This window comes from Streptomyces sp. NPDC001927, from assembly GCF_053594455.1.
Genome location: NZ_JBSFEN010000003.1, coordinates 226,139 through 238,788 on the forward strand (window position 1 = coordinate 226,139; position 12,650 = coordinate 238,788).

At 73.3% G+C, this 12,650-nt stretch carries 8 protein-coding genes; 7 read left to right on the forward strand and 1 reads right to left on the reverse strand.

Annotated features, from left to right (window positions below):
- Positions 1-38 precede the first annotated feature (38 nt).
- The 7 genes from ACWCO8_RS08455 to ACWCO8_RS08485 all read left to right on the forward strand — a co-directional run bounded on the left by ACWCO8_RS08455 (position 39) and on the right by ACWCO8_RS08485 (position 12,187).
- Positions 39-3,506 (forward strand): right-handed parallel beta-helix repeat-containing protein, encoded by a 3,468-nt coding sequence (locus ACWCO8_RS08455; RefSeq protein WP_451031580.1) that lies wholly within the window; start codon positions 39-41, stop codon positions 3,504-3,506.
- Entirely contained in the window at positions 3,503-4,816 is a 1,314-nt protein-coding gene (locus tag ACWCO8_RS08460) for a S8 family serine peptidase (protein WP_451031581.1), read from the forward strand. Before ACWCO8_RS08455 ends, ACWCO8_RS08460 begins: the two co-directional genes overlap by 4 nt.
- A 182-nt stretch (positions 4,817-4,998) precedes the next feature.
- Complete coding sequence (locus ACWCO8_RS08465) at positions 4,999-5,694, forward strand: sigma-70 family RNA polymerase sigma factor (protein WP_451031582.1); 696 nt, start codon at positions 4,999-5,001, stop codon at positions 5,692-5,694.
- 41 nt (positions 5,695-5,735) lie between these two features.
- Positions 5,736-6,989, forward strand: a complete 1,254-nt coding sequence (locus tag ACWCO8_RS08470; RefSeq protein ID WP_451031583.1) for a nucleotide-binding protein — start codon at positions 5,736-5,738, stop codon at positions 6,987-6,989.
- A 75-nt stretch (positions 6,990-7,064) separates the two neighbouring features.
- The gene (locus ACWCO8_RS08475; protein WP_451031584.1) at positions 7,065-7,670 is read left to right on the forward strand and encodes a hypothetical protein; all 606 of its coding nucleotides are present in this window, start codon (positions 7,065-7,067) and stop codon (positions 7,668-7,670) included.
- A 358-nt stretch (positions 7,671-8,028) separates the two neighbouring features.
- Positions 8,029-10,872, forward strand: a complete 2,844-nt coding sequence (locus ACWCO8_RS08480) for a BTAD domain-containing putative transcriptional regulator (RefSeq protein WP_451031585.1) — start codon at positions 8,029-8,031, stop codon at positions 10,870-10,872.
- Between the two features lie 70 nt (positions 10,873-10,942).
- Entirely contained in the window at positions 10,943-12,187 is a 1,245-nt protein-coding gene (locus tag ACWCO8_RS08485; RefSeq protein ID WP_451031586.1) for a cytochrome P450, read from the forward strand.
- Between the two features lie 9 nt (positions 12,188-12,196).
- Here ACWCO8_RS08485 and ACWCO8_RS08490 read toward each other — a convergent pair whose 3' ends face one another.
- Complete coding sequence (locus tag ACWCO8_RS08490; RefSeq protein ID WP_451031587.1) at positions 12,197-12,475, reverse strand: hypothetical protein; 279 nt, start codon at positions 12,473-12,475, stop codon at positions 12,197-12,199.
- Positions 12,476-12,650: the final 175 nt, after the last annotated feature.

A 12,650-nucleotide genomic window follows, 5' to 3' on the forward strand; every position in this document is an offset into this window, starting at 1 on the left:
CCACCACCACCGGCCCACGACGAAGGGAACCACCAGCCATGTCGCGCCATGTGCTGACCGTGTGCGCACAAGACGCGCAGAGCGGCGGGCCGAACGGCCCGTTCCGCACCATCGGAGCGGCGCTGGAGGCGGCGCGCAGCGGGGCGGTGATCTCGGTACGGGCGGGCCGGTACGAGGAGAACCTCGTGATCACCAAGATGGTGACGATCACCGCCGAGGACCCGCAGGGCACCGTACGGGTCGTCCCCCGCAAGGGCACGGTGGTCCAGGTGGTGGCCGAGGCGGTGCAGCTGACCGGGCTCGTCCTGCAGGGCCAGGACGAGGAACTGCCCGCGGTGGACGTGCCGCGCGGTCAGGCGGCGCTCCAGGACTGCGAGGTGGTGGGCAACGCCTGGACGGCCGTGCTCACTCGGCAGCAGGGCTCGCTGGCGATGCGCGGCTGCCGGGTGACCAACCCCGGCGGCGCGGGCATCGTGGAGACCTCCACCGGCACCAGCGTGATCGAGGACTCCGTCGTGGAACACCTGGGCACCTCGGCGGTGGTCATCGGTGAGCGAGCCAATCCGACGTTCCGCAACTGCGTCCTGCGCGACGCCCGCGGCAACGGCGTGGTCGCCAACGGCGAGGGCCGCGGGGTGATCGAGGACTGCGAGATCTCCGCCACCGACAAGCCCGCCATCGCCCTGGAGCAGAACTGCGCCACCCGGGTGGTGCGGACGTCCGTACGGGACTGTCTGCTGGGCGTGTACATCAGCTCGGCGGACCGGGTGGTCCTTGAGGAGTGCTCGGTGACCGGCACCAAGGTGCACGGCATCGCGCTCGCCGAGGGCACCGATCCGGTGCTGCGGCGGTGCCGGACCTCCCGTACCAAGGGCAACGGCATCCATGTCACCGGCCGGTCCCGTGGCACGTTCGAGGAGTGCGAGGTCAGCGCGGTCGAGGGCAACGGCATCTGGGTGGAGGAGAGTTCGGGTCCTTCGTTCAGCAGGTGCTCGGTCCGCGACGCCAAGGAGGCGGGGGTCCAGCTGACCGGGGACAGCGCGCCGGACTTCGACCGCCTTGAGGTCAGGGACTGCACCGGGACGGGGGTGCGCGTCGCCGAGGGCGCGAACCCGATGCTGCGGCGCGTGACGGTGTCCGACGTCCGCGGGTTCGGTGTGGAGGTGACCCGCGACGGGCGGGGCCGGCTGGAGGGTTCGGAGATCTACGGCACCGGCCAGGCCGGCGTCCGAATCGCCGACGGCGGCAACGCGTACGTCGGCAACACGGCGGTACGGGACACGGGCGCGGCCGCGATCGCGATCGGCGACGGCGGTGTGGCCACGCTGCGGGACTGCGACGTGGCCGAGTCGCCGCAGGAGGGGGTGCTGGTCGAGGCGGGTGGTGAGCTGACCGCCACCCGTACCCGGGCCCGGTCCTGCCGGCGGCACGGCTTCCAGATCGCGGCGGGCGGCCGGGCGACCCTGACCCGGTGCGAGGCGGTCGACAACACGGCCGACGGCATCCGGATCGACTCCACCGAGGCGGTACGGGTGCACGACTGCGCGGTCTCGGGCAACCGGGGTTCAGGGCTTCGGCAGTCGAAGCCCTCGACGCGCCTTGCGGTCGAGAACCTCACCAGCATGGAGAACGGATATCCGGACGCGCACGGCGAGGTCGGCGCCGGGGCCGCCGGCGGCGGCTCCCGCCCGGGCGACCGGTCCGCCACGCACGGCCCGGAGGGCGGCGAGGGGGCCGAAGGAGGCCTCGCCGACGCGGAGTCGGAGGCGGGGACGGGGTCGGTCGGGTCTACGGAGCCGGGGGCCCGCCCGGGTCCGTCCCAGCCGAAGGGCCCGTTGGAGGCCCTGCAGGCACTCGTCGGTCTCGACGGGGTGAAGGAGCAGGTCAACACCCTGGTCAATCTCAACAAGCTGGCGCGGCGACGCGAATTGGCCGGGATGCCGGCCCTGCCGATGAGCCGCCATCTGATCTTCGCGGGGCCGCCAGGCACCGGTAAGACGACGGTGGCCCGGCTCTACGGCTCGATCCTCGCCGAGTTGGACGTCCTGCCGTCGGGTCACCTGGTGGAGGTGGCGCGCGCCGACCTCGTGGCGTCGATCATCGGCGGTACGGCCATCAAGACCACCGAGGTGTTCCAACGGGCTCTGGGCGGCGTGCTGTTCATCGACGAGGCGTACACGCTCTCCCAGGGCAGCGGTGGCACAGGACCGGACTTCGGCCGGGAGGCCATCGACACGCTGGTCAAGCTGATGGAGGACCACCGCGACGAGGTGGTCGTCATCGTCGCCGGCTATTCGGAGCAGATGCAGGGGTTCCTGGACTCCAACCCCGGTCTCGCGTCCCGCTTCAGCCGGACGGTGGAGTTCGAGAACTACTCGGACGACGAGCTGACGACGATCGTGGCGATGTCCGCGGCCTCGCACGGCTACCAGCTCGCCGACGGCACCCATGAGGCGCTGACGCTGCACTTCGAGACCGTGCAGAAGGGCGCCGACTTCGGCAACGGACGGGCCGCGCGCAAGGTGTTCGAGGAGATGGTCGACCGGCAGGCGTCCCGCCTCGCCGCCCTCCCGGAGATCGGCAACGCGGACCTGGCCCTGCTGACGCCCGAGGACGTCGGGCCGACGGCCGCCGCGGCGGCAGCCGCTGCGGCCTCCGGGGCCGGCAATCCGGCCGAGCGGAAGACCGAACTGCTCGACGAGCTGCGCGGGATGATCGGCCTGCCCGCCGCCAAGGAGCAGGTCGAGGACCTGGTCAACCTGATCAAGCAGGTCAACCGGCGCAAGGAGGCCGGTCTTCCCACCGCCACCATCAGCCACCACCTGGTGTTCTCGGGCCCGCCCGGTACGGGCAAGACGACGGTGGCCCGGCTCTACGGGCAACTCCTCGCGGAGCTGGGCGTTCTGCCGGGCGGTCAGCTGATCGAGACCGCTCGCGCCGATCTGGTGGGCCGATTCGTCGGCCACACCGCCCAGTTGACGAAGGAGGCGTTCGACAAGGCGCGCGGCGGCGTGCTGTTCATCGACGAGGCCTACACCCTGACGCCGCGCGGCGGCACGGGCAACGACTTCGGCCAGGAGGCCGTCGACACCCTGATGAAGCTGATGGAGGACCACCGCGACGAGGTGGTGGTGATCGTCGCGGGGTACGCCGACGAGATGCGGGGCTTCCTGGACTCCAACCCCGGTCTGGCGTCCCGGTTCTCGCGGTCGGTGTCGTTCGAGCACTACACGGACGACGAGCTGGTGCGGATCGTGGAGGTACTGGCGGACAAGGCCGGGTACGTGTGCCCGCCCGAGACCCTGGCGGCGCTCGGGGAGATGTTCGGCGCGGTACCGCGCGACCGGACCTTCGGCAACGGCCGCTTCGCCCGGCAGACGCTGGAGTCGATGATCACCCGGCAGGCCGGGCGGCTCAGCAAGCTGGACATCGACGACCTGGCCGAGCTCAGCCTGCTGCTGCCGCAGGACATCCCGTGGGACCGGGTGCCGGAGAGCGCCGTATGACCCCGGGCGGGCGGGGCGCCGCCGCCGTGACGGCGGCCCTGGTGTGCGGGGTCCTGGTCGCGGCCCCGGCGGCGACGGCTTCCGCGGTGCCCGCCGCCCCGGGGCCCGTCACGACGCCGTCGGCGGGGTCGGGGTCCGGATCGGGGGCCGGATCGGGATCAGGGCCTGGCGCGGGCTCGGAGCCGACCTCGTTGCCCGGGCTCTCGCAGCGGCTGGTCGGCGGCGACGCGTGCCTCAAGGCGTCGAACCGTACCGTCACCCGGATGCCGTGGCCGCAGGCACACCTGCGCCCGGACACCGTCTGGCCGTTGACCGAGGGCGCCGGGGTGACGGTCGCGGTGGTCGGCTCCGGCGTGGACGACGCCTCCGGGCTGCTGGCCGGCCGGCTCAGCCGGACGGCCCGCCTGTTCGACGGCGGCCCGGCGGCCGACTGCGCGGGCCACGGCACCTTCGCGGCGGGCCTGATCGCCGCGGCCCGCACGCCCGGTACGGGGTTCGCGGGGATCGCCCCGCGCGCCCGGATCCTGGACGTGCCCGTCACCGACCGGCGCGGCAACACCACCCCTGATCTGCTGGGCGCGGGCATCCGGTTGGCCGCCGACCGCGGTGCGCGCGTCATCGCCGTGGTGGCCGTGGCCGGTTCGGACAGCCGGTCCCTCTCGGGCGCCGTACGGTACGCCGTGGCCAAGGGCGCGGTCGTGATCGCCCCGGTCTCCGCCGACGCGGACACCAGGGGCCCTGCGTACCCGGCGGCCCATCCGCAGGTGCTTTCGGTCGCGGCGACGACCCCGGGCGGGGTTCCGGCCCGGCTGACACAGGCGGGCCGGGTGGACCTGACGGCGCCGGGCGAGGCCGTCATGGGGCCAGGTCCGGGCGGCAAGGGGCAGTTCACCGCCTCCGGGCCGAGTTACGCCGCCGCCCTGGTGGCCGGCACCGCGGCACTGGTGCTCGGCTACCGGCCGGACCTCGGCGGCGCGGCGCTCGCGCACCGGCTGCGGGCCACCGCGTCCGGCCCGGCCGGGGTGGACCCGGTGGCAGCCGTCACGGCGGTGCTCCCCGAGGAGCAGAAGGGCCCGGCACCGTCCCTGCCCTCCGGCACCAGGGCCGCCGCCACCGGCGTGGCGATGCCGCCGGACCCCGGGCCGTCGGCGGCGGGTCCCGCCTACCTGGTGTCGGCAGGTGCCTTCGCCGTGGCGCTGGGGGTGGCCGGTGCCGCCGTGGTCGTGCCGGGAGGGCGCCGACGCGGCTGGCGGCCGGGCCGATACCAGGCCCCTGTGGCGGAGCGGAAGCACACGACCGAGGCGCTCTGACGGTATGTCGGCGGCACACGCCCGGGCCCGTTGGAGGCCGTTGGCGAATCGTTGGTGGGACGTTGGGCCGGGCTGGGACTCTCACACCAGTCAAGCCCGACACGCCGGAAACAAGGCGGTCGGACGGTTGCCGTACGGCCCCACGATCAGGCCGGCGGTGCGATGCGGGAGGAACAGCCGTGATGGTGAACGAGCGGCAGTGCGCGCACCCGGACCCGACGGCCGACGGGTCCGCCCGGGACGGGGCCGGCGCCACGGACACGGAATCAGGCACGGATACGGACGTCGTGACCGACAGGGACGCGTGCGGGGCCGAGGGCCAAGGCGACGGCAAGGGCGCGGCGCGCCGCCCGACGATGGACCGCGACACGCTCGCCGAGCTGTACCGGCTGCACTCCTCGTATCTGCTGCGCGCGCTGCTCCGCCTGACCAGCGGTGACCGCGGCAGAGCGGAGGACATGCTCCAGGAAACGTTCCTGCGCGCCTGGCAGAACCCGCAGGCGCTGACCCGCGGCCCGGAGCACGGCCGTCCGTGGCTCTACACCGTGGCGCGCCGGATCGCCATCGACCACTTCCGGATGCAGGCCGCCCGCGCCAAGGAACTCGGCGACGAGACCCCGGAGGACCGGGCGGCCACGCACGATCCGTACGAGGAGATCCTCGTCGCCCACGACATCCACGGCGTACTCGCCGAACTGCCCCCGCACCACCGGCAGGTACTCGTCGAGCTGCACCTCAACGACCGCACCACCGTCGACGCCGCCGCCGTCCTCGGGGTCCCGCCGGGCACCGTCAAGTCCCGGAACTTCTACGCGGTACGGGCCTTCCGCCCCCTGCTGGAACAGCACGGCCTCGCCCCGGCGTGGTCGGGACAGTGAAAGGCGACCGCGAAGTGACCCTCGTCGTGGACAGAAACGACATGAACGACCCCGAACACTGGACGGGCGCCCCCGACTACGGCCCGACCCCTTGGCCCGGCGCCGCCGCCGCGCCTGGTGAGGCCTTGGAGACCGTAGAGCCCGGCGAGTCCGCGGAGCCCAGCGAGCCCGTGGAGGCCGTGGAACACGTAGAGGCCGTCGAGAAGTTGGAGACCGGCGAGCCCGCAGAGGCCACGGAGCCCGTACAGACCACGGAACCCGTGGAGCCCGAACAGACCACGGAGCCAACGGAGCCCGAACGGCCCGTCGTCGAAACCGCCCTCCTCGTCCAAACCGTGGAGGCGGTCCCGGCGGAGCCCGCCATGCCCGCCGCCTCCGCCACCGAGACGACCGCGGGCCTGGTCCCGGCAGCCCCGTTGGGCGGCCTCACCGAGGCCGCCGGGTTGTCGGCGGAACGGCTGGTCCGCCGTACGCCCCGTGAGCGGCTGCGCCTCGGCCTGCGCCGGGCGCCGGGCGGGTTCTCGGAGGCCATCCGCACCCCGCTGCGGCGCAGCCACCGCATCGCGGTGATCAGCCTCAAGGGAGGGGTCAGCAAGACCACGACCACCACCGCCCTCGGCGCGGTCCTGGCCCGCGAACGGCCCGACCGGGTCGTCGCGGTCGACGCGGACCCCGACTCCGGCACGCTGGGCCGCCGCGTGCGCCGGGAGTCCGGCGCCACGGTCCGGGACCTGGTGGCGGCCCTGCCCGACCTGCGCACGTACATGGACATCCGGAGGTTCACCTCCCAGGCGCACAGCGGTCTGGAGATCCTCGCCAACGACACCGACCCGGCCGTCTCCCGGCTGTTCGACGAGCAGGACTACCGCCGAGTCGTCGAACTGCTCAGCGGCCAGTACCCGGTTGTCCTCACCGACTCCGGCACCGGACTGCTGCACGACACCATGCGCGGCATCCTGGACCTGTCGGACCAGCTGGTCGTCGTCGCCACCCCGAGCGTCGACGGGGCGAGCAGCGCCGACATCACCTTCGACTGGCTGTACGCCAACGGCCTCCAGGAGAAGGCGCGCGACGCCGTGACCGTCGTCTCCGGCGTGCGCTCCTCCGCCCGGCTGATCCGGGTCGACGACGTCGTCTCCCACTTCCGCCGGCGCTGCCGGGCCGTCGTGACGGTGCCGTACGACGAGCACCTCGCCCGTGGCGGAGAGATCGACCCGGAGTGGATGCGCCACCGTACCCGGGCGGCGTACTACGAGCTGGCGGCCCTGGTGGCCCAGGAGTTCGGCCGCGCCTGACCTCCGTTCCCACCCGCCCCTCCCCCGCTCCCACCTCACCGCCCCGAAACCCGAGACTCACCTGGAGGAACACCCATGGCCTGGTACGAGGGCCCCTGCCGGATCACCGTCGTCGCCGTGGACGCCGACTTCCCCCAGCGCGCGGTGGTCGTCGTGTCCGGCGTCGGCGGGGCCCGGATCGAGATCCCGGGCACGGTCGGCGAGGTCCGGCACATCGACGCCCCGAGCTGGCACCTGGAGGTGGAGCACCAGTACGAGGGCGTCTGGCGGCCCAATGTCCGGGCGATCCGCAGCCGGTGGGAGACCGTCGACGGGGTCAGGACGCAGACGATCACCAGCAAGGACGTGGACTGGGCCCACGGGAACGCGCACGAGCGCAACCTGGTGCTCCGTCTGGAGCGGACGGGCGAACCGGCGGAGCGCTCGCGCGACCTCGACCTCGACCTCGGCCACGGGCAGGCCCGCGACCGTGGGCTCGGCGCCCCGTCGCGTACGACCACCCAGTCCTCGTCCACCGGGCCCGCCGCGCGCACGTCCACCGGCCCCGCCCGGTCCGTCACCCAGTCCTCGTCGGGCGGCACCGACTTCGCCGCGCCCGCGCCCACGCCCGCGCCTCCCACCACCGCCCCGGGCCGTACCGGCTCCTCCCACGGCTCGACGACCAGCAGCAGCCCCTGGTAGGCCACACCCGCCCCCGGTTGCCCCCGAATCCCGCCGGCCGCCCGCACCACCGCGCTTCATCCTCAAGATCATCCCGCGCCACCCGGAATTACCCCCTCAGCCGCCGGAAAAGGGTGAAGTCGGCTGAACCGCAAGGCACGCTCATCCGTGCAACGGTCATGGGCTAACCTCGGACCTGCCTCAAGGCGGTTTGACTTCGTTTCAGCGGTTTTCAGCCACTGGTCTGAAATCCGCTGGAGCCGGTACGGTGACCGCTCCAGTCGCTGCTGCGAGCACCCTCCCGAAGCGCCCGTGACCGCACGCGCCGCGTGCCGGGTGGTTCCACGTGCTTCGCGCATCGGCCGGTGGGGTGGGATTCATGAAATTACTGCTGTTGGGACCGTCCGAGCTGCGCTCCGACGAGGGTGACTGCGTACCCCTCGGCGGTGCCAGGCGCCGAGCCGTGCTCGCCGCCCTGGCGTTGAACCTCAACCGGGTCGTACCGGTGGAGCGGCTGCTCGACCTGGTCTGGGACGAAGCACCGCCGCCGAGCGCCAAGGCCGCGCTCCAGGGCCATGTCGCGAGCCTGCGCACCCGGCTCGACGGCACGCTCCACCTGGTGACCCGGGCCCCCGGGTACGCGCTGATGGCGGACCGGACCCTGGTCGACGTCCACCACATGGAGGACCTCGTGGCGGCCGCCCAGCAGGCGCCGGACGACGAGGCCGTACGGCTGCTGGACTCGGCGCTCGACCTCTGGCGCGGGCCGGCCCTGGAGGACTGCGAGTCGCGGTCGCTGCGCTCCTGCGCCGAGGCGCGCCTGGAGCACACCCGGCTGCGGGCCCTGGAACTGCTGGGAGAGCGGCTCCTGCGGACCGGGCGGGCCGACCTCGCCGTGCCGCGGCTGGCCGCGGCGGTGGAGGAGAACCCGCTGCGCGAGTCGCTGGTGCGGCTGCTGATGCTCTGCCACCAGCAGGAGGGCCGGCAGGCGGAGGCGCTGCGGATCTACCACGCGACGCGCGAGCAGCTGAAGGTCGATCTCGGCGTCGCTCCCAGTCCCCAGCTCCAGGAGGCGTTCGCCGACCTGCTCGGCCGCATGCGTTCCGGCCGGCCGGCACCGGCCGCACCCGCCTCTCGTACCGTCATCCCGTCGCCCCCGGCACCGCGCAACGCGACCGCCCCACCGTCCCCGCCCTCCCCGACCACCCACCACTCCCCAACCACCCCACCGTCCCCGACCGCCCCGCCGCCCCCACACTCCCCCACCGCCCAGCGCATCCGTCCGGCCCAGCTCCCGCGCACGCCGGGCGGTTTCATCGGCCGGACCGACGAGTTCCGTTCCGTGGACCGGGCGCTGGCTCCGGACTCCGCGGGGGTCGCCCTGGTCGTCGGTCAGGCGGGGGTCGGCAAGACCTCGCTCGCCCTGCGCTGGGCCCACGGCCACGCCGGCGACTACCCGGACGGGCAGTTGTTCGCCGACCTGCACGGCTTCGACGGCTCGACCCCGGTGGAGCCCTCGGTGGTGATCAGCGGGTTCCTCTCGGCGCTCGGCGTGCCGCAGGACCTGATACCCGACGACCCGGCCGCCGCGCAGGCCCTGTACCGCTCGATGCTGGCGGAGCGCCGGCTGCTGATCGTGCTGGACGACGCCCGGGAGTCGGCCCAGGTGCGCCCGCTCCTGACGGGCGGTGGCGGTTCGGCGACCATCGTCACGAGCCGGCTGCGGCTCGACGGGCTGCTCGCCCTCGACGGTGCGGCCCTGGTGCCGGTCGGGCTGCTGGACGAGGAGGAGGGCCTGGCGCTGCTGCGGGCCGCTCTCTTCGACGACCGGATCGAGCGGGAACCCGAGGCCGCTCGGGAGCTCGTACGGCTGTGCAGCGGGCTGCCGTTGGCGCTGCGGATCACCGTCGCGCGCCTCGCGGCGCATCCCTGGTGGTCGCTGGGGTCGGTGGCCGACGAACTGGGCGACGAGCAGCAGCGGCTGGCGGCCCTGGCGGTCGAGGACGCCGACATCACCGCCGCGCTGACACTGAGCGTGCGCGCGGTCAGCGGCGAGGCGCAGGCGGTCTTCTCGGCGCTCAGCGTCGTCCCTGGCGGTGACTTCACCGCCCACGCCATCGCGGCCGCGTGCCGGATGCCGCTGGCCGACTCCCGCCGGGCACTGGCCTCACTGGCGAGCGCGCACCTGATCGAGCAGCGCTCGCTCGGCCGCTACTCCTGCCACGACCTGGTTCAGCTCTTCTCCCGCCAGTACGGCGCGGAGGGGAGCGGCGATCGGCTGCGCGGTCTGCTCGACTTCTACGTGCAGACGGCGTACGCGGCCTCCCGGGTCTACGACCCCGAGGGCCGGCCCTGCTGCGACCTGCCGGAGTGGTGCGAGCGGCCGCAGGACGTCCCCGTGTTCGCCGACCGGCGCGCGGTGCTCGACTGGTACGAGACCGAGTCGGCCAATCTCTGCGCGGCGATCGAGGCGGCCGCCCGGGCTGGTGAGGCGGACCGGGCCTGGCGCCTGACGGTGCTGGTGTGGCCGCTGATGACCTGGCAGAGCCACCGCGACTGGACCCCGGTGGTGGCCCACGCCCTGCGGGCCGCCCGGGCGACCGGTGACGCGTGCGCGGAGACCCGGGTGGCGAACCTGCTGGGCTGGGCCACCGTGGAGGCGGGCCGGGCCGAGGACGCGATCCCGCTCCTGGAGCGCTCGCGGGAGCTGGCCGTACGGACGGGCGACGACTGCGACCTGGCCCAGGCCTTGATCAACCTCGGCCTCGCGCACGCCGCGTGCGGCTCGTACGAGGCCGCGGTCGTGGTGTACGAGGAGGCGGCCCGGGTCGCGGAGGAGATCCGGGACTACGGCACGGCGGCCATCGCCCTGCACCACGTGGCCCGGCTGTACCTGGACCACGGCCGGGCCGACCGTGCCCTGATCCACGCCGAACGGGCCCGGCTGATGCCCGGCGCGCGAGGGCTGATGGGGGTGCTGCTGTGCGACGTACAGGGCGTGGCGCTGTGCCGCACCGGGGACCCGTGGGCGGCCCTGCAGCTGCTTGAGGAAGGGCTGGCGGAGGCTCGTACGGAGAAGTTCATCACCGGCGAGGTCAAGGTCCTCGAACACCTGGTGGAGGTGACCGAACGGCTGGGTCTGCGCGCGGAGAACGAGGACTACCGCAGCGCCGCCACCCGCCTGCGGGGCCGTATGCAGGAGGGTGCGCGCGCTCCTTTGTGAGCGGGCCTTCCTTCGCACGTCTCCGTGCGGAAGGCGAACCCCGGTGGTGCGGGCGCACGTTCCCCATGTCATGAGCAGCCTGCACTCCGAGGGATTCGACCCGTTCGCGCCGGGCGTCATGGACGACCCGTATCCCGCTTACGGGGAGCTGCGCGAGAGCCGCCCGGTCCATTTCAGCCCGCGGACCGGACTGTTCTTCCTGTCCCGGTACGAGGACATCGCGGTGCTGGGTCGCGACCGGACCAAGCTGGTGCGGGGCAGCGCGCTCACGGACCATATCGAGGAGTTCCGCGGCACCGCGCTCCACCGGATCCTCGGGCCCCATCTGTTCGGCCTCGACGACCCCGACCACGGCCGGCTCAAGCGGCTGATCGTCCGTACGTTCACCCGGGGCCGGGTGGCGGCGATGGTTCCCCGGATCGAGGAAATCTGCGCCGGGCTGCTGGACCGGGCGGAGCTGGACCCAACGGGCGGAGTACTCGACCTCGTACCGGCGTTGGGTCACCCCCTCCCCTTCCTCGTCATCTGCGAGTTCCTGGGAATCGAGCCGCGGGACCGGTCCCCCTTTCTCGGCTGGACCCACCAGGTGCTGCCGATCGCCGACCCCTTCCCCACGGACGAGGAGAAGAGGCAGGCGGTCGCCGGCGGCGCCGCCTTCGAGGGCTTTTTCGCCGCGCTGATCGCCGAACGCCGCGGCCTCCTGCACCGGGGGCAGCCGCTGCCGCCCGGCCTGATCAGCGATCTCGTGACGATCGCCGAGGAGGAGGACGGCCAACGGCTCACCGAGGTCGAGTTGCTCTCGCTGGCGTTCACCCTGCTGGTGGCCGGCTTCGAGAACGTCACCCATCTCCTCGGCAACGCCATGCGGGCCCTGTGCGAGAACCCGGACCAGCAACAGGCCCTGCGGGCCGAGCCGGAGCTGCTGGACAACCTCGCCGACGAGGCCCTGCGCCACTACAGCACCACGCAGTACAACCTGCGGGAGGCGGCCGAGGACATCGAGCTGCACGGGGTGCGGATCCCGGCGGGCTCGCGGGTGGTCCTGCTGCGGGGCGCGGCCAACCGGGACCCCCGGCAGTTCCCGGACCCCGACCGTTTCGACCTGCGCCGCCGCAACAGCGCCACCAACGTGGGCTTCGGCGAGGGCGCCACGCACTGCACGGGCGCGGCCCTGGCCCGCCTGGAGGTACGGATCGCCTTCCGCGAACTGCTACGGCGCTGCGGCACGTTCGAGATCGCCCACTTCCGGACCGGCCCCACGAAGCTGTTCTGGGGACCGCGCGCGCTGTCCGTGGCGTACGGCCCCCAGAGCTGACGCCGGCCCTCAGTGGGCGAGCGGCAGGCCACCGAGCAGCTGCGTCGGGTCGCCGGTCGCCTTGAGCCCGTCCGAGGCCTGCTTGACGATGTCGGCGGCGTCGTTGTCCCCGACGCCCAGCATGCTGGTGCTCACCGGCGTCACGTCCAGGGTCGGCTGACTCATCAGCGTGTCCAGGCCGCCGTCCAGGCTGGTGGGCATCGGGCCCTCGGCGTGAGCGGGCGCGGCGGCACCCGCGATCGCCACGAATCCGGCGAGGACAGCGGCAGCCTTCAGGGACTTCATCATGTTCCTTTCACGGTCACTCTCGTCGCCCTGGGCCGGGCCACCCAGGGGCGTCACTGCTCAGGCGACCACGTCTGCCCGGGCCTCTCACCGGTCCTAACGACCGGAGACCGCGGCGGACACATCCCTGGTCGACACCGCCCTGCCCAGCTGAGAGGGCCTATGTCAGTCCCGGGTG

What these genes read in the sequence shown, in the direction of transcription:
- ACWCO8_RS08455 (WP_451031580.1), top strand. Translation starts at nt 39, where the DNA reads ATGTCGCGCCATGTGCTGACCGTGTGCGCACAAGACGCGCAGAGCGGC.
- ACWCO8_RS08460 (WP_451031581.1), top strand. Translation starts at nt 3,503, where the DNA reads ATGACCCCGGGCGGGCGGGGCGCCGCCGCCGTGACGGCGGCCCTGGTG.
- ACWCO8_RS08465 (WP_451031582.1), top strand. Translation starts at nt 4,999, where the DNA reads ATGGTGAACGAGCGGCAGTGCGCGCACCCGGACCCGACGGCCGACGGG.
- ACWCO8_RS08470 (WP_451031583.1), top strand. Translation starts at nt 5,736, where the DNA reads ATGAACGACCCCGAACACTGGACGGGCGCCCCCGACTACGGCCCGACC.
- ACWCO8_RS08475 (WP_451031584.1), top strand. Translation starts at nt 7,065, where the DNA reads ATGGCCTGGTACGAGGGCCCCTGCCGGATCACCGTCGTCGCCGTGGAC.
- ACWCO8_RS08480 (WP_451031585.1), top strand. Translation starts at nt 8,029, where the DNA reads ATGAAATTACTGCTGTTGGGACCGTCCGAGCTGCGCTCCGACGAGGGT.
- ACWCO8_RS08485 (WP_451031586.1), top strand. Translation starts at nt 10,943, where the DNA reads ATGAGCAGCCTGCACTCCGAGGGATTCGACCCGTTCGCGCCGGGCGTC.
- ACWCO8_RS08490 (WP_451031587.1), bottom strand. Translation starts at nt 12,475, where the DNA reads ATGATGAAGTCCCTGAAGGCTGCCGCTGTCCTCGCCGGATTCGTGGCG.